Origin of the sequence: Pseudomonas sp. NFACC02, from assembly GCF_900110765.1 — a bacterium.
Taxonomy (GTDB): domain Bacteria; phylum Pseudomonadota; class Gammaproteobacteria; order Pseudomonadales; family Pseudomonadaceae; genus Aquipseudomonas.
Genome location: NZ_FOEO01000016.1, coordinates 1 through 21,872 on the forward strand (window position 1 = coordinate 1; position 21,872 = coordinate 21,872).

At 60.8% G+C, this 21,872-nt stretch carries 11 protein-coding genes; 8 read left to right on the forward strand and 3 right to left on the reverse strand.

All coding sequences use genetic code 11. The features are described from left to right. Positions 1–572: 572 nt before the first annotated feature. Together aceF and aceE are read right to left on the reverse strand one after the other, a co-directional pair. The gene (aceF, locus tag BMY73_RS14840) at positions 573–2,219 is read right to left on the reverse strand and encodes a dihydrolipoyllysine-residue acetyltransferase (protein WP_092408003.1); all 1,647 of its coding nucleotides are present in this window, start codon (positions 2,217–2,219) and stop codon (positions 573–575) included. Positions 2,220–2,369: 150 nt separating this feature from the next. Beyond that, positions 2,370–5,018 carry a pyruvate dehydrogenase (acetyl-transferring), homodimeric type gene (aceE, locus tag BMY73_RS14845; protein WP_092408005.1) on the reverse strand — a complete coding sequence of 883 codons (2,649 nt, stop codon included), beginning with the start codon at positions 5,016–5,018 and terminating at the stop codon, positions 2,370–2,372. A gap of 386 nt (positions 5,019–5,404) precedes the next feature. Here aceE and glnE point away from each other — a divergent pair, with 386 nt between their 5' ends. The 8 genes from glnE to BMY73_RS14885 all read left to right on the forward strand — a co-directional run bounded on the left by glnE (position 5,405) and on the right by BMY73_RS14885 (position 15,742). Next, on the forward strand, positions 5,405–8,356 hold the full coding sequence (gene glnE, locus BMY73_RS14850) for a bifunctional [glutamate--ammonia ligase]-adenylyl-L-tyrosine phosphorylase/[glutamate--ammonia-ligase] adenylyltransferase (protein ID WP_092408007.1): 2,952 nt from the start codon (positions 5,405–5,407) through the stop codon (positions 8,354–8,356). Between the two features lie 247 nt (positions 8,357–8,603). After that, complete coding sequence (waaF, locus tag BMY73_RS14855; protein ID WP_092408009.1) at positions 8,604–9,638, forward strand: lipopolysaccharide heptosyltransferase II; 1,035 nt, start codon at positions 8,604–8,606, stop codon at positions 9,636–9,638. A 1-nt stretch (position 9,639) separates the two neighbouring features. Next, positions 9,640–10,704 carry a lipopolysaccharide heptosyltransferase I gene (waaC, locus tag BMY73_RS14860; RefSeq protein WP_092408011.1) on the forward strand — a complete coding sequence of 355 codons (1,065 nt, stop codon included), beginning with the start codon at positions 9,640–9,642 and terminating at the stop codon, positions 10,702–10,704. Then, the gene (locus BMY73_RS14865) at positions 10,704–11,828 is read left to right on the forward strand and encodes a glycosyltransferase family 4 protein (protein ID WP_092408013.1); all 1,125 of its coding nucleotides are present in this window, start codon (positions 10,704–10,706) and stop codon (positions 11,826–11,828) included. The genes waaC and BMY73_RS14865 overlap by 1 nt, the downstream gene beginning before the upstream one ends. Continuing rightward, complete coding sequence (rfaP, locus tag BMY73_RS14870; protein ID WP_092408015.1) at positions 11,825–12,631, forward strand: lipopolysaccharide core heptose(I) kinase RfaP; 807 nt, start codon at positions 11,825–11,827, stop codon at positions 12,629–12,631. Before BMY73_RS14865 ends, rfaP begins: the two co-directional genes overlap by 4 nt. Beyond that, positions 12,631–13,365 (forward strand): lipopolysaccharide kinase InaA family protein, encoded by a 735-nt coding sequence (locus BMY73_RS14875; protein ID WP_062379123.1) that lies wholly within the window; start codon positions 12,631–12,633, stop codon positions 13,363–13,365. Before rfaP ends, BMY73_RS14875 begins: the two co-directional genes overlap by 1 nt. Then, positions 13,362–14,117, forward strand: coding sequence for a lipopolysaccharide kinase InaA family protein (locus BMY73_RS14880; RefSeq protein WP_092408017.1), 756 nt, complete (start codon positions 13,362–13,364; stop codon positions 14,115–14,117). Before BMY73_RS14875 ends, BMY73_RS14880 begins: the two co-directional genes overlap by 4 nt. 185 nt (positions 14,118–14,302) lie before the next feature. Beyond that, positions 14,303–15,742, forward strand: a complete 1,440-nt coding sequence (locus tag BMY73_RS14885; protein ID WP_092408019.1) for a lipopolysaccharide kinase InaA family protein — start codon at positions 14,303–14,305, stop codon at positions 15,740–15,742. A gap of 55 nt (positions 15,743–15,797) precedes the next feature. Here BMY73_RS14885 and BMY73_RS14890 read toward each other — a convergent pair whose 3' ends face one another. Then, complete coding sequence (locus BMY73_RS14890) at positions 15,798–21,707, reverse strand: membrane-targeted effector domain-containing toxin (protein WP_092408021.1); 5,910 nt, start codon at positions 21,705–21,707, stop codon at positions 15,798–15,800. Positions 21,708–21,872 lie beyond the last annotated feature (165 nt).

Below are 21,872 nucleotides of genomic sequence, written 5' to 3' on the forward strand. Positions count from 1 at the left end.
TCGCTTTCTTGATGCGTGCATCAATCGTCCGCGCTGCATTCTTAACTGTAGGAGCGTGGCTTGTCCCGCGATCTGCCGGGAACCGGCAGCAAAACCGGTGCATGCGGAGTGTCAGGCATAACCGAGTTGCCTGATTTTGCTACCGCTGCGCGGCAGATCGCGGGCAAGCGCGCTCCTACAGTGTCGGCGTGAACCAACGGCAGGCGGCATACCGTCAGATCGCGATCTGGCGTCTATCATAGCTCCGCTTTTGCCCGGAGCGTGTAGGAGCGCGCTTGCTCTGGGCCGCACTCGGACGATCTGCCGGGAACCGGCAGCAAGTTCGGTGCATGCGGTTTGTCAGGTACAACTGGGTCGTCTGATTTTGCTACCGCTGCGCGCCAGATTGCGGCACGAGCCACGCTCGCCTTCGGCAGAACAGACGTTGCGATACCACCGAACGCGGCTATTCCTTCAATCCCCAAAAACCTGCGCCCAAAAAAAGCCCCGCCAAATGAGCGGGGTTGAGGTACGAGCGTGGCAGCTCGAAAAACAGCGAAGGCCCGTTTCATGGGAAACGGGCCTTGTACGGCTTACAGCAGAATCGTACGGATATCCGCCAGCAATTCGCTCAGACGCTTGGTGAAGCGAGCGGCTGCGGCGCCGTTGATCACGCGGTGATCGTAGGACAGCGACAGCGGCAGCATCAGGCGTGGCTGGAAAGCCTTGCCGTCCCAGACCGGTTGCATGGTGGCCTTGGAGACGCCCAGGATCGCCACCTCAGGCGCGTTGACGATCGGCGTGAAGCCGGTGCCGCCAATGTGACCCAGGCTCGAGATCGTGAAGCAGGCGCCTTGCATGTCGTTGGCCGACAGCTTCTTGCTGCGGGCTTTCTCAGCCAGCTCGGCAGCTTCGGCAGCCAGTTGCAGCAGGCTCTTCTGGTCGACGTTCTTGATCACAGGGACCAGCAGGCCGTCCGGCGTGTCCACGGCGAAACCGATGTGGACGTATTTCTTGCGGATGACGGCTTTGCCGCTTGGTGCCAGCGAGCTGTTGAAGTCCGGCAGTTCCTTGAGCAGGTGCGCGCAGGACTTGAGCAGCAGAGGCAGTACGGTCAGCTTCACGCCTGCTTTTTCGGCCACGGCTTTCTGCGCAACGCGGAATGCTTCCAGGTCGGTGATATCAGCCTGGTCGAACTGAGTGACGTGCGGGATGTTCAGCCAGCTGCGGTGCAGACCGGTCGCGCCCAGTTGCATCAGGCGAGTCATCGGCACTTCTTCGATTTCGCCGAAGCGGCTGAAATCGACTTCCGGAATCGGTGGAATGCCCATGCCGCCGGCAGCGCCGCCAGCAGCCGGTGCATCCTTGGCTTTGGTCATGATGGATTTGACGTATGCCTGCACGTCTTCCTTCAGGACACGACCGTGTGGACCGGTGGCAGCAACCGCGCTCAGCTCGACGCCGAATTCACGGGCCAGCTGACGAACAGCCGGGCCTGCGTGAACCTTGGCGCCGTCTTTGGCAGGCGCGGCTGCCGGAGCAGGTGCTGCTTCGGCTTTCGGTGCTGGAGCGGCGGCAGGTGCGGCAGCAGGCGCGTCAGCCTTGGCCGGAGCCGGGGCGGCAGCCTGAGCAGGCGCGGCGGCAGGTGCAGCGCCAGCCACTTTCAGCTTCAGGATCAGGTCGCCCGTGCCGACTTCGTCTTCAACCTTGACGCTGATGCTTTCGACCACGCCCGCGGCTGGAGACGGGATCTCCATCGAGGCTTTGTCGGATTCCAGCGTGATCAGCGACTGGTCAGCTTCGATGCTGTCGCCGACCTTGACCATCAGCTCGATGATGCGTGCCTTGCCCGACGAACCGATGTCAGGGACGTGGATGTCCTGAACGGCGGCCTCGGCAGCAGGGGCGGGTGCGGCGGCAGGAGCCGGAGCCGCTTCAGCCGGTTTTTCAGCTGCAGGTGCCGGAGCAGCGGCGGCTGGCTCGGCAGCAGGAGCAGCGGCGGATTCACCTTCCACTTCCAGCTCGAACAGCTCGTCGCCTTCTTTCAGCCGGTCGCCCAGCTTCACTTTCATGCTTTTGATGACGCCGGCCTTGGGCGCAGGGATTTCCATGCTCGCCTTGTCGGACTCCAGCGTCAGAACGCTCTGGTCCGCTTCGATGCGATCACCGACCTTGACCATCAGCTCAATGACTTCACCGTCACCGCTGCCGATGTCGGGTACACGAATTAACTCACTCACAATGTCTCTCCTTAGGAGAACCTGTTCACTCGACTGCGCTGCCGGTAGTGCGACAAAACAGCCTCGGATGCTCATTTACCGGAGTAAATTCCGCATCCTCGGCTGTCTTGCGCAGTGTTGCAGCGCGCTTTGCGATCGTTAACGCAGACCTTAGCAGTCCAGCGGGTTGCGTTTATCCGGGTCGATGCCGAACTTGGTGATGGCTTCAGCCACGACCTTCGGTTCGATATCGCCCCGATCGGCCAAGGCTTCCAGAGCTGCCAGCACCACGAAGTGACGGTCGACTTCAAAGAAGTGACGCAGCTTCTTGCGGCTGTCGCTGCGGCCATAGCCGTCAGTGCCCAGGACTTTGTATTCCTTGGTCGGAACCCACTGACGGATCTGGTCAGCGAACAGTTTCATGTAGTCGGTCGAAGCGATCACCGGACCTTTACGGCCGTTGAGGCACTCTTCAACGTAGCTCAGCTGTGGCTTCTGGCCCGGCTTCAGACGGTTGGCTCGCTCTACGGCCAGGCCGTTGCGACGCAGTTCGTTGAAGCTGGTGACGCTCCAGACGTCAGCGCCGATGTTGAACTGCTCGCGCAGGATCTTCGCCGCTTCGCGTACTTCGTTGAGGATGGTGCCCGAACCCATCAGTTGAACGTGATGAGCCACTTCGCGCTTGTCTTCTTCAAGCAGGTACATGCCCTTGATGATGCCGTCCTCGACACCGGCCGGCATTGCAGGCTGGTGGTAGTTCTCGTTCATCACGGTGATGTAGTAGTAGACGTTTTCCTGCAGCGTCATCATCCGGTGCGTGCCTTCATGCATGATCACCGCCAGCTCATAGGCATAGGCAGGGTCATAGCTGCGCACGTTCGGGATGGTCGAGGCCAGGATGTGGCTGTGACCGTCTTCGTGTTGCAGGCCTTCACCGTTGAGCGTGGTACGCCCGGAGGTGCCGCCCAGCAGGAAGCCGCGGGTCTGTGCATCGCCAGCGGCCCAGGCCAGGTCGCCGATACGCTGGAAACCGAACATCGAGTAGAAGATGTAGACCGGCAGCATCGGGGTGTTGTAGTTGCTGTAAGCGGTACCGGCAGCGATGAACGAGGAGAACGCACCGGCCTCGTTGAGGCCTTCCTGCAGGATCTGGCCGTCTTTCTCTTCGCGGTAGTACATCACCTGGTCGCGGTCGACTGGCTCGTACAACTGGCCGACTGGCGAGTAGATACCCAACTGACGGAACATGCCTTCCATACCGAAGGTACGGGCTTCGTCGGCGAGAATCGGAACGATGCGCTTGCCCAGTTCCTTGTCTTTCACCATCGAGGCGAGGATGCGACCGAACGCCATGGTGGTGGAGATCTCACGGTCGCCCGAGCCATCGAGGATGGACTTGAGGGTGCCCAGTGGAGGCGTAGGGATGCTCGTGTTGCCACGGTTGCGCTGCGGCAGGGAACCACCGAGTTTCTCGCGGCATTTGCGCAGGTATTTCATTTCCGCGCTGTCTTCGGCCGGACGATAGAACGGCAGCGTTTCGAGCTCGGAATCGTTCAGCGGAATGTCGAAGCGGTCACGGAATTTCTTCAGCGACTCGATATCGACCTTCTTGGTGTTGTGCGCGGTGTTCTTCGCTTCGCCCGCACCGGTGCCGTAACCTTTGATGGTCTTGGCCAGGATGACGGTTGGCTGGCCTTTGTGGTTGACCGCCTGGTGGTACGCCGCGTAGACCTTGTACGGGTCGTGACCGCCACGGTTGAGCTTCCAGATTTCGTCGTCGGAGAGGTTTTCGACACGCTTGAGCAGCTCAGGATCGTCACCGAAGAAGTGCTTGCGCACGTAGGCGCCGTCTTTGGCCTTGTAGTTCTGGTACTCGCCATCGATGGCCTTGTCCATGCGGCGCTGCATGAGGCCGTCTTCGTCCTGTGCGAACAGCGGGTCCCACATCCGGCCCCAGATGACCTTGTTGACGTTCCAGTTGGCGCCGCGGAACACGCCTTCGAGTTCCTGGATGATCTTGGCATTGCCGCGAACCGGGCCGTCGAGGCGCTGCAGGTTGCAGTTAATGACGAAGATCAGGTTGTCGAGGTTTTCGCGGCCGGCCAGGGAGATGGCGCCCAGGGTTTCCGGCTCGTCACACTCGCCGTCACCGATGAAGCACCAGACCTTCTGCTTGCCTGCCGGGATGAAACCACGGTTTTCCAGGTACTTCATGAAGCGTGCCTGGTAGATCGCGGTGATCGGGCCCAGACCCATGGAAACGGTCGGGAACTGCCAGAAGTCCGGCATCAGGTGCGGGTGCGGGTACGACGACAGGCCGCCACCGTCCACTTCCTGACGGAACTTGAGCATCTGCTCTTCGCTCAAGCGACCTTCCAGGAAGGCGCGAGCGTAGATGCCTGGCGAGGCGTGGCCCTGGTAATAGATCAGGTCGCCACCGTGTTCGTCGGTCGGGGCCTGGAAGAAGTAGTTGAAGCCAATGTCATACAGCGTGGCGCTGGACGCGAACGTGGAGATGTGGCCGCCCAGATCAGGGTCTTGCATGTTGGCGCGCATGACCATCGCCAGTGCGTTCCAGCGAACGATCGAACGGATGCGGCGTTCCATGAACAGGTCGCCAGGCATGCGTGCTTCGCGGGTAACCGGGATGGTGTTGCGATAAGGCGTGGTGATGGAGTACGGCAGCTGTGTGCCACTTCGTGTGGCCAGCTCGCCCATACGGGTCATCAGGTAGTGAGCACGGTCTTCGCCTTCTTTGTCGAGAACCGATTCCAGGGCGTCCAGCCATTCCTGGGTTTCGACGGGATCGAGGTCTTGCATGGCTTGCTCCAGGGCGGAAAGGCTTCCAGAATCGGTTGCCTGAGTTTGTTGCGACTGGCCTTGTGGGCAGACGACGTAAATTCTTGGATGACCGGAGTGGTATCCGGCGTTGTGTAGTTTTACTACAAATCTTCGGCTGTTTCAGCTTTTCGACTTGTATATACAGTAGTAAAACTACAGGTGAACGATGTTTTCGCTCGGTTCACTCGGTGAAACAAATCGCTAATGTTGGTTGAAAAAAGAAACAGATCAAGTGAAAGCTGATGCTGGCAACCAAAAATAACGAAACGCTGGCAATTTTTAACCTTTGTTCGACAGTCCTGTCCGTCTCGTGTGTAAAAACCTCCACGGTGGGTAGTCTTTTGAACGCCGATCAAGGATAGACCATGAGCCTCCCTTTGCTGGCTGATCTGCCGGCCGTCCTGTTGCCGTTGGTCACTCGTGCACAGCAGTCGTTCCGCGCTGCGCTTGTTTCTCTGACGGATGACGGTCAAGCGGCGTTCGACGCATGGCCCGCTGAACGTCTGGCCGCTTTCGATCGCGTCTGCGCGGCCAGCGATTTTGTCGCCGATCAGGTGAGCCGCGACCCACAGATGTTGCTCGACCTCGCCGAATCCGGAGAGCTTGAGCGGGGCTTTGCCGCCGGGGAGCTGCGTCAGCAGATTGCCGCCGCCGTGCAGGAGGCGGCGAGCGACGATGAGCTGGGGCGTAATCTACGTCGGCAGAGGACGCGGCAGCAAGTCCGAATTATCTGGCGTGACCTGACGCGACAAGCCGACCTGGTCGAAACCTGTCGCGACCTTTCCGACATGGCCGATGGCAGTATCGACCTCGCGTACCAGTGGTTGTACGAAAGGCATTGCCAGCAATTCGGCACGCCGACCGGGCGTCGCAGCGGCGAGCCCCAGCACATGGTCATCCTCGGCATGGGCAAGCTGGGCGCGGTCGAATTGAATCTGTCGTCCGACATCGACCTGATCTTCGCGTACCCCGAGGGCGGCGAAACCCAAGGGGTCAAACGTCCGCTGGATAATCAGGAGTTCTTCATCCGCCTGGGCCAGCGTCTGATCAAGGCGCTGGATCCGGTCACGGTCGATGGTTTCGTCTTCCGTGTCGACATGCGCCTTCGGCCCTACGGTTCTTCCGGCGCGCTGGTGCTCAGCTTCAACGCGCTGGAGCAGTATTACCAGGACCAGGGGCGCGACTGGGAACGTTACGCCATGATCAAGGCGCGTGTGGTCGGTGGCGATCAGGCCAAGGGTGACGAGCTGCTGGACATGCTGCGGCCGTTCGTTTACCGGCGCTATCTGGATTTTTCGGCCATCGAAGCGTTGCGCACCATGAAGCAACTGATCCAGCAGGAGGTGCGGCGCAAAGGCATGGCGGCCAACATCAAGCTGGGCTCGGGCGGGATCCGCGAGGTGGAATTCATTGCCCAGGCATTCCAGTTGATTCACGGCGGCCGCGACCTGAGTTTGCAGCAGCGCCCCTTGCTCAAGGTGTTGCGCACGCTCGACGGTCAGGGCTATCTGCCTTCGGCTGTCATCGATGAGCTGCGCCAAGGCTATGAATTCCTGCGCTACACCGAACACGCCATTCAAGCCATTGCCGACCGCCAGACGCAGATGCTGCCAGAAGATGATCGGGACCAGGCGCGTATCGCGTTCATCATGGGTTTTGCCGACTGGGACAGCTTCCACGAGCAGCTTATGTATTGGCGCGGTCGGGTTGACTGGCATTTCCGTCAAGTCATCGCCGACCCGGACGAAGACGAGGGCCAGGAAGAAGGAGGCGAGGAGATCGTCGGGGGCGAGTGGTTGCCGCTGTGGGAGGAGTCGCAGAATGAGGAAAGCGCCTGCCTTCAATTGCAGGAGGGCGGCTTCACGGATGCGCCCAAGGCGCTGAAGCATCTGAGCAATTTGCGCAACAGTTCTCAGCTGCGCTCGATGCAGCGTCTGGGGCGTGAGCGACTCGATGCCTTTATTCCGCGTCTATTGGCGCAAGCCGTCGAGCACAGCAATCCTGATCTGGTCCTTGAACGCGTCCTGCCATTGGTCGAAGCCGTGGCGCGACGATCGGCTTACCTTGTGCTGCTTACCGAAAACCCGGGTGCATTGCGCCGTCTGCTGACGTTGTGTGCGGCGAGTCCATGGATCGCCGAGCAAATTGCTCGCTTTCCGTTGTTGCTGGACGAATTGCTGAATGAAGGCCGTCTGTTCAGCCCGCCACAGGCGCTCGAACTGGGCGCTGAATTGCGCGAGCGTCTGACGCGCATTCCCGAAGATGATCTTGAGCAGCAGATGGAAGCGCTTCGGCACTTCAAGCTGGCGCACAGCCTGCGTGTCGCTGCTTCGGAAATCACCGGCAGCCTGCCGTTGATGAAGGTCAGCGATTACTTGACCTGGCTGGCGGAGGCCATTCTGGAGCAGGTATTGGCGTTGGCGTGGCGGCACACGGTCGCCCGTCATGGTGCGCCCCGGCGCCCGGACGGCACGGTGTGCGATCCCGGCTTCGTGATTGTCGGTTATGGGAAAGTGGGCGGGATCGAACTGGGGCATGGTTCCGATCTGGATCTGGTGTTCATCCATGACGGCGATCCACAGGCTGAGACCGATGGCGCCAAGCCGATCGATGGCGCGCAGTTCTTTACGCGTCTGGGCCAGCGGATCATCCACCTGATCACCACGCAGACCAACTCCGGTCAGCTGTACGAAGTGGACATGCGGCTGCGGCCTTCGGGCGCGTCGGGGTTGTTGGTGAGTTCACTGGGCGCGTTTTCCCGTTATCAGGAAAACGAAGCCTGGACCTGGGAGCATCAGGCGTTGGTGCGCGCCAGGGTGCTGGTCGGCAGTACGGAGGTGGGCCATGGATTCGAAGCCGTGCGTGCCAAGGTGCTGGGGCGCGAGCGCAATCTGGACACGCTGCGTCAGGAGGTCAGCGAGATGCGCGCCAAGATGCGTGACAACCTCGGCACCAAGGCCACGACCGCCGGCAAGGGGGCGAATGCCTTCGAAGCCACGGCGTCGTTCGACCTCAAGCAGGACGCCGGAGGTATCGTCGATATCGAATTTATGGTGCAATACGCGGCCTTGGCGTGGTCCAGAGAGCATCCCGCGCTGCTTCGATACACCGATAACATCCGCATTCTTGAAGGTCTGGAGCAGGCCGGTCTGATGCCTGCCGCCGACGCCAGTCTACTGCGGGAGGTGTACAAGGCGTATCGTTCCGCCGCTCACCGACAGGCCTTGCAAAAGGATGCGGGGGTGGTCAGTGGTGATCAGTTTGTGGCCGAGCGGCGTGAAGTGATGCGGATCTGGGCGCAGTTGGGGTTGGGTTAGGGTATTTGATTTTTTGTTGATGTCACTGGCCTCTTCGCGGGCAAGCGCGCTCCCACCCGAGATCGCGCTCAACTGTAGGAGCGCGCTTGCCCGCGATGGGGCCAGAAAGATCACAACATGTTCCGGACTGTGGTGAATGCCAAACCGGACCTATATAAAGCTATGACAGGGAGGCGTCAGGCTGTGTGGAAGCGTCACGCAGCCTGATGGGCCTCCCTGCTCGTTTCTGGTCGTTTTTGGATTGAGCATGAGAATTCTGATCGTAGGGCCCAGCTGGGTCGGTGACATGGTGATGGCGCAAACGCTGTTCCAGTGCCTGAAACAGCGTCACCCGCAATGCGAAATCGATGTGCTGGCGCCCGAGTGGAGCCGGCCGATCCTTGAGCGAATGCCCGAGGTGCGCAAGGCCTTGAGTTTCCCGCTCGGCCACGGCGCGCTGGAACTGGCTACCCGTCGGCGCATCGGCAAGTCCCTCAAGGGCCAATACGATCAGGCCATCCTGTTGCCGAACTCGTTGAAGTCGGCGCTGGTGCCATTCTTCGCCGGCATCCCGAAACGCACGGGCTGGCGGGGCGAGTTCCGCTATGGCCTGCTCAACGATGTACGCGTTCTGGATAAACAGAAGTACCCGCTGATGATCGAGCGCTTCATGGCGCTGGCCTATGACAAGGACGCCGAAATCCCGCGCCCTTACCCCAAGCCGAGCCTGCAGATCGAAACCGCCAGCCGCGATGCCGCGCTGGCCAAGTTCGGCCTGAGCCTGGATCGCCCAGTGTTGGCCCTCTGCCCAGGCGCAGAGTTTGGCGAATCCAAGCGTTGGCCGTCCGAGCATTACGCCAAGGTTGCCGAAGCGAAGATTCGCGAAGGCTGGCAGGTCTGGCTGTTCGGTTCCAAGAACGATCACGCCGTTGGCGAAAGCATTCGCGACCGGTTGATTCCGGGCCTGCGCGAAGAGTCGAGCAACCTCAGCGGCGAGACCTCTCTGGCCGAGGCCATCGACTTGCTGTCCTGCGCCGATGCCGTCGTGTCCAACGACTCCGGCCTCATGCACGTCGCGGCGGCGCTCAACCGGCCGCTGGTCGCCGTATACGGCTCAACCTCGCCGGGCTTCACTCCGCCGTTGGCCGATCAGGTCGAGATCGTGCAATTGGGCATCGAGTGCAGCCCGTGCTTCGAGCGCACGTGCCGTTTCGGTCACTACAACTGTCTGCGCCTGCTGGAGCCTGATTCGGTAATAAAAGCTCTGGGCCAGTTGGGCAGCACCCCGGTCGAGGTTGCCTGACTTGCGGGTATTGCTGATCAAGACCTCGTCGCTGGGTGACGTCATTCATACCCTGCCTGCGCTGACCGACGCTATGCGTGCGCTGCCCGGCATCCAGTTCGACTGGGTCGTCGAAGAAGGCTTCGCCGAGATACCGACCTGGCACCCGGCGGTTGCCGGTGTGATACCGGTCGCGATCCGCCGCTGGCGCAAGAACCTCTGGCAGACCTTCAAGAATGGCCAGTGGCGTCAGTTCAAACAGCGTCTGCGTGACATCCATTACGACCTGGTGATCGACGCCCAGGGGCTGCTGAAAAGCGCCTGGCTGACCCGGTATGTCAACGCGCCCATCGCCGGCCTGGACAAGCACTCCGCGCGCGAGCCGTTGGCCGCACGGTTTTACGATCGGTCTTATCCGGTGGCCCGAGGTCAACATGCGGTCGAGCGGTTGCGGCAGTTGTTCGCCCAAGCGCTGGGTTACGAAGTCCCCATCGGCCTTGGCGATTACGGGCTGGATCGCAGTCGTCTGCTGCAAGCCGACACCGGCGCACCCTTTGTCTTGTTCCTGCACGGCACGACCTGGGTCACCAAGCACTGGCCTGAGGTGTACTGGCGGCAACTGGCCGAACGCATGATCGATCAGGGGCTGGAAGTTCATCTGCCTTGGGGCAACCCGGCCGAGAAGGCTCGGGCGGAGCGAATTGCGTCAGGCCTTGATAAAGCCGTCGTGCTCCCCAAACTCAATCTGGCGGGCGTCGCCAAGGTGCTGGCCAGCGCACAAGGGTGCGTTGCCGTCGACACCGGCCTCGGGCATCTGGCGGCTGCGCTCGACGTACCGACCCTGTCGTTGTTCGGTCCGACCAATCCGGGCCTGACCGGGGCATACGGCAAGTCACAGGTTCATCTGGCGGGCGATTACCCGGCCTGTGCGCCGTGCCTGCAAAAGAAATGCACCTATCAACCGACGGCGGAAGACAAGCGCCGGGTTGATACCGAACGCGAGTGGCCCATGTGCTTCACTCGCCTGAATCCCGAGCGAGTGGCGAGCCAGTTGAGCGCGCTGCTGCCGGCAAAGGAAAATCCGTAATGCAATTGGCATTCGTGCTTTATAAATACTTCCCCTTCGGTGGCCTGCAGCGCGACTTCATGCGCATCGCCCTGGAGTGCCAGCAGCGTGGTCACTCGATCCGTGTCTACACCCTGATCTGGGAAGGCGACGTGCCACCGGGTTTCGAAGTGCTGGTCGCGCCGGTCAAGGCGATTTTCAACCATCGCCGCAATGAAAAGCTCACCGACTGGATGAATGCCGACTTGGCCCGGCGGCCAGTCGACCGGCTGATCGGCTTCAACAAAATGCCGGGCCTGGACGTGTATTACGCCGCCGACGGCTGTTACGAAGACAAGGCGCAGAACCTGCGCCACGGCTTGTACAAGTACTGGGGTCGCTATCGCCACTTCGCCGACTATGAGCGTGCGGTGTTCGCCAAGGACGCGAAGACTGAAGTGCTGATGATTTCCGAGGTGCAGCAGCCGTTGTTCATCAAGCATTACGACACCCCGTTGGAGCGTTTTCACCTGTTGCCGCCCGGCATTTCTCAGGATCGCCGCGCCCCGGACAACGCGGCCGAGATTCGTGCCGATTTCCGCCGCGAGTTCGAACTGGGCGAGGACGACCTGTTGCTGGTGCAGATCGGCTCGGGTTTCAAGACCAAGGGCGTGGATCGCAGCCTCAAGGCGCTGGCCGCCTTGCCGTCGGCGCTGAGAAAACGTACGCGGCTGTTTGTCATCGGTCAGGACGATCCCAAGGTGTTTCAGCTGCAAAGCACTGCCCTGGGGTTGGGCGACAACGTGACGTTCATGAAAGGACGCAGCGACATACCCCGCTTCCTGTTGGGCGCCGACCTGTTGATTCACCCGGCCTACAACGAAAACACCGGCACCGTGCTGCTCGAAGCGCTGGTCGCCGGACTGCCCGTGCTGGTCAGCGCGGTGTGTGGCTATGCGCATTACATCGCCGAGGCCGACAGCGGCCTTGTGCTCGATGAGCCGTTCGAACAGAGCCAGCTCAACCAATACCTGACCCGCATGCTCGAGGATGATGCTGCCCGGGCCACTTGGGCACGAAACGGTCTGGCCTTCGCCGACACGGCTGACCTTTACAGCATGCCGCAGCACGCTGCGGATGTGATTCTGGCGGAGCACCACGGATGAAACTGATCCTTGCTGAACCCTTCAAGAGCCTTTGGGCCGGGCGTGATGCGTTCGAGGCCGTCGAGGCGCTGGACGGTCAGGTTTATCGCGAGCTGGAAAACCGCCGCACGCTGCGCACCGAAGTCGACGGGCGTGGTTACTTCGTCAAGATTCATCGCGGCATCGGGTGGGGCGAAGTCGCGAAAAACCTGCTGACCGCCAAGCTGCCGGTGCTCGGTGCCGGCCAGGAATGGGAGGCGATCAACCGCCTGCATGAAGCCGGTGTGCCGACCATGACCGCCGTGGCGTATGGCGAGCGGGGCAGCAACCCGGCCGCACAGCACTCGTTCATCGTGACGGAAGAACTGGCGCCGACCGAAAGCCTGGAAGACGTCAGCATCAATTGGGTGAAAGAACCGCCCGAGCCGCGCATGAAGCGTGCATACATCGCCGAAGTGGCGCGGCTGGTCGGCATGATGCACCGCGCCGGTGTGAATCACCGTGACTGCTACATCTGCCATTTCCTGCTCCACACTGACAAGCCGGTCACCCCAGACGACTTCAAGCTCTCGGTGATCGACCTGCACCGTGCCCAGACCCGCCCCGCGATTACCCTTCGCTGGCGTAACAAGGATCTGGCGGCGTTGTACTTTTCGGCGATGGACATCGGCCTGACGCGTCGCGACAAGCTGCGTTTTCTCAAGGGCTATTTCCAGCAACCGCTGCGCCAGATCCTGGCTGAAGAAGCGGCGCTGCTGAGCTGGCTGGAAGGCAAGGCCGAGAAGCTGTATCAGCGCAAATTGCGTTATGGGGATGCGCTCTGATGGCAGGTTGGAACCTTGAGCCTGAATACGCTGCCCTGGCCGACGATTTCGGCTCGCTTGACGCCGTGTTTGCCTTGAAGGGCGAGCGTCTGACCCGTGATCCGTTGTCCGAGGTGATCCGGGTCGAGCGCGACGGCGTGAACTATTACGTCAAACGTTATGTGGCCGCTGGCAAAGGGCTGCGCCGCTACCTGGGAAGGCCTCGGGTCAAGTCCGAGTGGCAAAACCTCAAGCGTTTCGCCAAATGGGGCATCCCGACGGCAGAAGTCATCGCATGGGGCCTGGAGCGCAATGGCACGGCTTATGATCGTGGCGCATTGATCACCCGTGAACTGCCGCGCACCGAGGATTTGTCCGAGTTGGCGCGAACCCATGACGCTCGATTGGCAGACCGCTCCTGGGTCAACGGGATCAGTCAGCAGGTCGCTCGCTACACCCGGACCATGCACGATCATCACTTCACCCATAACGACCTGAAGTGGCGCAACTTGCTGGTGGACGATCATTCGACCGTGTTCCTGATCGACTGTCCCAACGGCGCGTTCTGGGTCAGTTTCATGCTGCGTTATCGCATCACAAAGGACCTGGCGTGCCTGGACAAGGTCGCCAAATATCACCTGTCCGCCACCCAGCGTCTGCGTTTCTATCTGCAATACCGTGGGCGCGACCGCCTGAATGATTCAGACAAGAAACGCATTCGACACATCGTCAGCTTTTTCGAGGGGCGCGAATGAGCGTTTTCATTGCCGATGCCGACCGCGCCTTGCTTGAACGTCACGGGCTGGCCGATTTCGATTCCCTGTGGGAAGTCGAACTCGACGCCGTCGACGAACCCAACACCGGACGTGGCGGCTGGAGCAGCGTGTTTCGCCTGGAACTGGAAGGCTCCGGTTATTACCTCAAGCGTCAGAGCAATTACCTGACCCGCACCTTGCATCACCCGCTGGGCGAGCCTTCTTTCTCCCGCGAGTTTCGCAACATCAGCTTGTATCAGACGCTCGGTATACCGGCGCTGCACGCGGTGTTCTACGGTGAAAAGAAGGTCGATGGTGAACGCCGGGCTATCCTGATGACCCGTGCGCTCGATGGCTGGACCGATCTGGACACCCTACTCACGCAATGGGGGGAACTGTCGGCCACTCAGCGTCTAGCGATCCTGCAGGCCTGCGGGCAACTGGCGCGCACGTTACACAAGGCGGGTCAGGTACACGGCTGCTTCTACCCGAAACATATTTTTCTCAAGGCATACGGTGGCGCCTATCTGGCGCAACTGATCGATCTTGAGAAGACCCGCAAGTCGATCTTTGGCCAGCGTGACCGGGTCAAGGATCTGGAGCCGCTGCTGCGGCGCGCGCCGGTCTGGAATGAAGCCGAAATTCGCGCGATGCTCGCCGCGTATCTGCAGGCACCGGAAAACAGCGGATTGGTCGAGGCCTGGTGGCAACGGTTGGCCAAACGCGGCAGCCATAAGCGTAGCGGACGCTGATGTAAGTGGTGATGAGGGCCATTGTGGGAGCCGGCTTGCTGGCGAATGCGCAGTGTCAGTCACCGTGTATGTTGCTGATCTGACGCATTCGCCAGCAAGCCGGCTCCCACGCCCTTCGGGCAGAAGCGAGTCCCTGTGACGCCGTAGATATGTGCTGCATTCATGTTTGATCGAAGAGGGCGCCGATGCGTTTGTCTGAACTGAAACACGCCGGTCGCACGCCAGTGCTGCCGATGAGTATCACGCTGGCCGATGCGGCGGGTCCTGCCCAATTGCAACTGCTCACCTTGCTGCGGGTGTTGCCGGGGCAGCGGTATGTGGGCGCGGGCATCTGGCGGGGTCGCCCGGTGCTGGCCAAGCTGCTGGTCGGGCAAAAGGCCCCTCGGCACTTTCAGCGTGAGCGCGCGGGTGTCCAGGTGCTGGCCGAGCAAGGGCTGACCACGCCGCTGTTGTTGGCAGACGGTCTGCAAGAGGGCGAAGGCGGCTGGTTATTGTTCGAGTTTCTGGACAAGGCGCAGAGCCTTGGTGATGCCTGGCGGTCGGTGGAAAGCCTGCCGCCGCTGGCCGATGAACAACAGCTTGTCCTTGGCGAGGCACTCTCTGCCATCGCTCAGATGCACGCCAGAGGCGTGTGGCAAGAAGACCTGCACCTGGACAACCTGCTGCGTCACGACGGCAAGCTGTACGTGATCGACGGCGCCGGTATTCGCGTGGAGAACGCCGGCAAACCGTTGTCCCGGCAGAAAGTGCTGGAAAACCTGGGCGTGTTCTTTGCGCAATTGCCCAAGTCGCTGGAGCCGTTCACCGAGGAGCTGTTGGTCTATTACCTCCTGAGCAATGGCGAACACGGCTTGCCGGTTGAGGCGCTACAAAAACAGATCGACAAGGTCAGCGGCTGGCGCCTGAAGGACTACCTGATCAAGGTCGGCCGTGATTGCAGCCTGTTTAGCGTTTCCGACGGCCCGTTCGGCCTGCGCGCGATTCGTCGCGAAGAAGAAGCGGCGATGTTGCCGGTGCTGGACAGGGCAGACGCCCTGATCGACAGCGGTCATCTGTACAAGACCGGTGGCGCGGCGAGCGTGGCCAAGGCGGACGTCGCGGGTCGGCCTCTGGTGATCAAGCGCTACAACATCAAGAACTTCGCCCACTGGCTCAAGCGCTTCTGGCGTCCGAGCCGTGCCTGGCATTCGTGGCGCGAGGGTAACCGGCTGCTGTTCCTCGGCATTGCCACGCCCAAGCCGCTGGCGCTGCTGGAACAGCGAATCTTCTGGCTGCGACGCAAGGCGTATCTGGTCACGGAGTACTTGCCAGGACCGGACATCATCGAGCGCTTCGCGCCTTATGTGGCGTCGGGCGAGGCACCGGAAAACGAGTTGCAGGCGCTCGACACGCTGTTTGCGCAATTGCTGCGCGAGCGCATCAGTCATGGTGACCTGAAGGGACACAACGTGTTCTGGCATCAGGACCGCTGGGCACTGATCGACCTCGACGCGATGTGTCAGCACACCTCGGCAGGCACATTTGCCGCGGCATATGCCAAGGACCGCGCGCGATTCATGCGCAACTGGCCGACCGACAGTGCGCTGCACCAGTTACTGGAACAGCGCATGCCGAAAGCGCCGTAAACCGGTTGACTCAAGAAGGCTCTCAGCGATAAGGGCCTTCCTTGCTGCGAACTCGTTAACCGACGCGCGTCAGGTTGATGTCCTCCAGCGCCAACACCAGCGCGTCCATGTCTTCATAGGGACGCCGATGGATTGCGGTCCAGCTCGGGCGCTCCACAAACACATTGCCCACCGCGTTAAGCCGGACGGGCGTGTGATGGATTTCGTTGTCTCGCGACCTGTGGATGATCACGTACGCGCCGCCTTCCTGCTGCTCAGTCAGAAACATCCCGGGCCGTGAGAGACGGTCCTCGATCGTCAGTGGTTGAGGTGGCCGGATTGCGGCGGGGCTTCTGCGGACTTCCAGCTCCACCCTGAAATCGCCTTTCAAAAATTCTTCACGATTACGCAGAGGGATTCGCACGCGCTCACCAGGGTCCAGTGTGATGCCGCGCGAGGTGCCGACCGATACATCGAGTACGCGCAGGCCGATGCCACCTTCCAGCTCGGCCAGGCCCGGCACGAGGTCGGCGTACGTGTTGGAGTGACTGTTGCCGACCAGCGCCACCCAGCGGTGGGTGCCCATGACGGCCTGATGACGGCGGATCGTGCGCGAAGCGAAGTAATTCATCATCTGCTGTCGACCCGTGAATGAGTCTGACGACAGCCCTTTGAGGTAATAGCTCGCGGCGCAGTCGATGGCGCGAACTTCCAGGCCGTGCTCTCGGGCATTGATCACCAGCTTTTCGAAGGTGTACACGCCGTCGGGGTCTGTCACATGACCCTGATCCAGCGTTTTGAGGTCGTGCAGCAGTCGTTTGCTCATCTGGCCGGTGTCGATGAAGCGGTCCAGATCGGTCTGGTGCAGGTCGGTCAGCAGATGCTCCATGTAGAGCGTTTTGACATTCTGCTCGGCGAGCAGCGGCAGGTTGTCGATGATCAGCTTCTTGCTGGCCAGGGAGTCGTGAAACTCCCCGATGACCATGCCATCGGTGTGTTCGTACAGCGTCCGGATGAACGTCTGTGGGTCCATATGCGGTGTCAGGACGGGCATCGTGGGGCGAGGGGGGAGCTCGGTGGTCAGGATGCTTCGTGCATCTTTTTCAAGCTGTTGGCGCCGCGCGAAGAACTCGGACCGGACCGATTCCAGCTCAGGCTCTTCGAAGTGATATTCCCAGTCCAGACCCTTGCGTTTGAAATGCGCGAGCTCATGCACTGTTGGTCTGGCGTCCACTGACACCTCATAGACAGGGTCGGCAAAGGATTGCTGTAGCGCCGTGGGCGGGCTTTCCGGCAGCCAGTCCTCGGCGTCGACCCTCTGCCAGCCTGCGTCCGCGTCCCAATGAAACCCATGGTCGCCGGTGTGCGTGCCACCCATGGCCGCACTGTCCAGTTGTTGCCGCAACGCGTTATCCAGAGCGGTGGGCACTGCGGCGATGGACGGTGGTTCGGTGAGGTGTGGATTGGCGAACTCGATCTTGAAGTCGCAGCCGCTCGGTTGAACCTCAGCGCTGGCGGATGCTGGCGTACGACGGATGCGAGTAACACGACCGGCCGGTACGTCTTTGATTTCCACGCTGATCGCGCCCTGAAGTTCGGCGATGCCCGGAACGTCGTCGTGCGTGGTCGCCAGTTTGTGGTCGAGTAACGCGACCCAGCGCCGAGTGGGCTGAGCTGCCACATCCCCGCTGATGAGCTTATGGCCGAAAAAGTTGCTCATTTTCTGAGCGGCGGCGTTGTCCTCGGCGGCGATGACCACGGGGTGCTCCCGCATCGGATAACTCACTGAAGAGCTGAAAGGGCGTACTTCGATGTTGTGCCGATGGGCTTGCTTGATCAGGTGGTAGTAATCGTATTCGCGGCTCTGATTGCTCAACGCACCGTCGTTCAGATACTCCAGATGATCCTTTATTTCGTGAGACCCGGTTCGAACCCTTGAGCCTTGGGCTTTGTATTTGGCCAGCTTGCTCAAGTGTTTATCGGTGAACAGGTGTTCGATGTACAGCACTTCGACGCGCTGCTGTGCCAGCAGCGGCATGTTGAGAAGCAGCAGGCGTTTGCTGGCCACAGAATCAATGGACTCGCTCAGCACAAGGCCGTTGCTGTGAGAGAACGCATTTTCGAGAAAGGCGCTCAGCGTTGTCGACGGCCTGATATCAGGCAGCGTTGGTCTGGGCGGGAGGGCCGTCCGGAGAAAGAATGCCTGGGCGTCCCGGTAGAGCTTTTCTCTAAGAGAGGTGTACATATGCCGAGCCTGACCGTAGACCAGTTCGAAATACTCCTCCATGCCAAGACCGGTAGGATCCTGCGGGCTCGTTGCCAGGATACGCGTCATCGCAGGCTGGAGATGGGCAGGCAGTTCATACTCCAGTATGTCGGCGCTGGGCACGGTCGCGTGCGAAGGTTGCTCCTGTAACGGGGTGAAGCGTGCCTGGTCGTCCAGGCCACCGCCGCGCAGGTTCGTGCGGTCCAGTAATACCCAGTTTCCGTCGTCGTTGAGCCGCACAGGCTGCCTGCCGAAGAAGGCGAACGGATTGGCGGGGTCGACGATATTCCAGCAACGCAGACGCGCGTCGTATTGCACCTGATATGTCTGGTTATTCATCGTGATGCAGTGCCTGCCGTTTTCCAGGCGCACCCCCGTGGCATGGCCGCTGAGTCCGGGTGTGGTTTCAGGCAGTGCGAGCGCGACCGCCCTGTCCGGAAGGACTTCATCGAGAGAGGCTATTACGGCTCGATCCATTGACTGGAGGTCCGGTGTGAGCGGTGTCCATCCGGTGTGGCGAGGAGAGCGTGCTTCCAGTTTGCGCACGATGCCGCCGAAGCCTTTCAAGCCCGAGGCGGCATCGCCTGCGGCGCCGAGTGCGTTGAAAATCGACGCCAGGATCAGCAGGTTGGCATCTTCCGGGCGTTCACTGGCGAGCGCCTTGACCGCTAGCAGGGTATCGCGCAGCGACAGGGCCGCACCGACGGCGAAGCTGGCCGGTGGAAACGGCAAGGTCAGGGCCGTGGCAATGATTTCCACACTGGTCCAGGCCAGTTGGGTCAGCATGTCGCTGCGGCTTGTGGTCGTGTCATCGACATCACGCAACTTGCGTTCGATGACCCGGTTGAAGCAGACCTCGCGAAGGTCGGCAATCGGTTCGCGCGTCAAAAAGGGCGCCTTGTCCGCCTTGCCGTTTTTCATGTCGTTGAGAAAGAACGACAGCGTCCGGCGCGCAGCGATACGGCAACGGTCTTTGTAGTAATCGATCATGCCGCTGTTTTGCAGCGACTCGGTGAAACGGCTGAACAGCCGGAACTCGATGCTATCCGGTGCCTGAGGGGTATACAGCAGCGCAGCCAGCCGAATCTCGGTCGGTAGCAGGGCGAAGCAGCCCTGTACCGTCTCGACATGGATCAAGGTGGTGTCGGGAATGACAATCTGGTCAATGCCTGGGAGTCCAGAACCAATGAACGGTTTGTCCACATGTATCTGCAAAGGATGAACCGGGTAGCGCTCGCGGGTAGTGCTGTCGTTGCGGTCCAGATTCTCGATCGAGGTGGCCAGCCATTGGTATTGAATCGGGCTGATATGCCCTTGCACCAGGCTTCTCAGCGCAGCGGCCTGCATCTGCAACTGGGTGATCAACAGGCTGGTCGTGCGGCGGTATTCGTAGCCGGGCGATTGCGGGTCGAGCAGCGTGCGTTTCACCAGCGCGCTGTACTCGTCTGCCAGCCAGTTGCCGCGGACCGAACCCGCGACGATGGCAGGTGTAAGCGGGCTCAGGTCGACGCCTTCCGGCCCGCTGAAGGTGGCCGTGGAGGCGGTGCTCTCGTTGATGAAATCGAGGCTGTCGTCGTAACCGTCCCGTACCATCTGTGTGTACGTCAGCGTCTGGCGCGGAGAGGTGATGACAATGCTGTCGGGATCGACCGTTCCGGCGCTCGCGCCCAGCAGCTGGTTGAGCTTCTGGCTGGCACGCTCGCGGACATAGGCCTCGAATGGCTGAACCTGGGTATGCGACTGCGCTTCATACTGACGCAAAGCGCCTGCGGCGTCGTTTTCAAACTTCACCAGTTGCTGGCGTTGTTCTGTACTCGCCTGGACATACCAGTCCGGTGTGTGGCGCTTCTGATCGGCAAGCGTGATCCGCACGTGCTCGTCGACCATCGCGTTTAGCGCGGTGTCGTAAGCGTCCTGTGTCAACAACTGAACGAAGTTCGCGTCTCGTTCAGGAAGGTGGGCCAGCGCGTTGAGCTTTCCTCTCAGGGCTTGTCTATTTGAGGCGTCCATCTGGCCAAGCAGGTAGTCGCTCATCAGAGGATCGGCGCTCCACCTGACCAACTCGTCGCGTAATCGGTCTTCGTTGTTGAACGCCTGGAACACCTGATTTCTCGGTGCGTCGGCGGTGAACATGATCAGTCGTTCGACCTGGCCTGTCGCGTCCTCTTTTCTGAACACCAGAATGTTGCCCAGCGTTCCCTGCTGGTTGAGTCTGATCAGTTGAACACGCCTGAGCGCGTCATTCCCGGCCGCGTTGCTGATGGACTCGAGCAGGCTGAAATCGTCGTCCGTCAGGTGGCCCTGCATGTTGGCGGCGTACCCCAGGGCACTGACCTGGTGGCGGATGACCGCTGCCATCAACGCCTGATTCACTGGCTTGCCATACTGGGTGCGCTGGTATTCACCGAAATGTGAACGGGCGTCGAGCGGTTCGATCAGGTCGGCGAGGTAGTCGGGCGTGAGCTGAGGATAGCGTGTCGAAACCTCGACGCCGTCAATTGAAACAACGGTTCGCGTCAGGAAATCCGAACCCTTGAGGCGGTCTCCGGAATGCAGGCCATAAAGGGCTAACAGGGTCAGAGACTGGCTTGCCGTATAGGTTTCGCCGGTCACCGGTAATTGCCGTTCGGTACTGACGGTGACCATTGACGGATCCAGGTCGTAGCCATGATCGTTCGCCAATCGTGTTTGTACGCACAGTCGGGCGTAGGTCGAAGGCGACGTTGCGCCGTTCAGGGCGGTGTTGAGCTGTTGGCGGGCGTCATCGTAGCGGGTGATCCGGGTTTGGTATTCCCGGCGTGCGTCGGTATCGGCCAGCTTCATCCAGTAGGGCCAGCTTGCCCGCAGTTGTACCTCTAGTTGAGCCTGCTCGCGTCGCGCCAGCATGGCCGCAGGGCCGAACAAACCGGGCATTTCGGTAGCGTTCGCCAGTGCCTGCGCGCGTACGTCAGGGTTCCAGTTGTGGGCCTGGATGCAGGTGCTTCGTATGTCCTGGCGTTGCTTGTCGAGCTGGCGGCTGACCGCATAGGCATAGGGATCGCCTGTGATCGGCACCAGCTTGATATCCGTTGCGGTGAACGTTTCCAGGTGCAGGTCGGGGTCGTCGAGAATGGCGCGCACGGCGTCCCGATACAGGCAATCGGCGTTGATGAACAGCGCATCGCACAAGGCGTCGTCATTGAGCCACTGAACCACCGTTGTGATCAGGGCTTGCTGATCAGCGAACTGAGTCAGGCCCATTCCTGGCAACGCCAGAAGGCCAGGCCCCGTCGAGGCCTGCAGGAACAGCGCCCCTTTGATCTCGATCCAGGCCTGTTCGCCCAGCCTGATGTGCAGCGAACAGGCCCGGACGGTTGATGAATCCTTGGCTGTGACAAGCATCGCAACGTCTGGCCAGAGGTCGCGGTCGTGAATTTTCAGCGCGATTTCCTGCTGCAGGGCTTGCTGCAGGCTGATAGCGAACAGTGACTGTCGACTGTTTCCCTGAGCAGACGCCGCGCTCCAGAACGCGTCGATGGTTTCCAGAAATGCCGTGGTTTCTCGCTCCAGTTCATCGCTGTCGTCCGCCTGAATGGCGTTCAGCAATGCCTCTGAGGGCTGGGGCAGCGCCCGAAGTTCTTCGGTCAGGGTCGTGTGCAGACGACCGAGTGCTTTCAAGGCCGCTGACGCGGCGTCTGCCTGAGCGCTGATGGCGGCGGGCGTAGGGGTTAATGCATCCATGTGGGGTTCCTGATCATCCTTTCATCAAGGACATGAGTGGTGCGGGTGGCCCGCTTGATTGAGGACGCACAATCAATCACCACTCGACAGGCGCGGGGCGGTACATATCTATTGCCCAGCGCCATACGACCTTCATTACGCTATAATCCCGCCCTTTAGCTGCCC

What these genes read in the sequence shown, in the direction of transcription:
- aceE (WP_092408005.1), bottom strand. Translation starts at nt 5,018, where the DNA reads ATGCAAGACCTCGATCCCGTCGAAACCCAGGAATGGCTGGACGCCCTG.
- BMY73_RS14875 (WP_062379123.1), top strand. Translation starts at nt 12,631, where the DNA reads ATGGCAGGTTGGAACCTTGAGCCTGAATACGCTGCCCTGGCCGACGAT.
- BMY73_RS14880 (WP_092408017.1), top strand. Translation starts at nt 13,362, where the DNA reads ATGAGCGTTTTCATTGCCGATGCCGACCGCGCCTTGCTTGAACGTCAC.
- BMY73_RS14885 (WP_092408019.1), top strand. Translation starts at nt 14,303, where the DNA reads ATGCGTTTGTCTGAACTGAAACACGCCGGTCGCACGCCAGTGCTGCCG.
- rfaP (WP_092408015.1), top strand. Translation starts at nt 11,825, where the DNA reads ATGAAACTGATCCTTGCTGAACCCTTCAAGAGCCTTTGGGCCGGGCGT.
- BMY73_RS14890 (WP_092408021.1), bottom strand. Translation starts at nt 21,707, where the DNA reads ATGGATGCATTAACCCCTACGCCCGCCGCCATCAGCGCTCAGGCAGAC.
- BMY73_RS14865 (WP_092408013.1), top strand. Translation starts at nt 10,704, where the DNA reads ATGCAATTGGCATTCGTGCTTTATAAATACTTCCCCTTCGGTGGCCTG.
- waaF (WP_092408009.1), top strand. Translation starts at nt 8,604, where the DNA reads ATGAGAATTCTGATCGTAGGGCCCAGCTGGGTCGGTGACATGGTGATG.
- glnE (WP_092408007.1), top strand. Translation starts at nt 5,405, where the DNA reads ATGAGCCTCCCTTTGCTGGCTGATCTGCCGGCCGTCCTGTTGCCGTTG.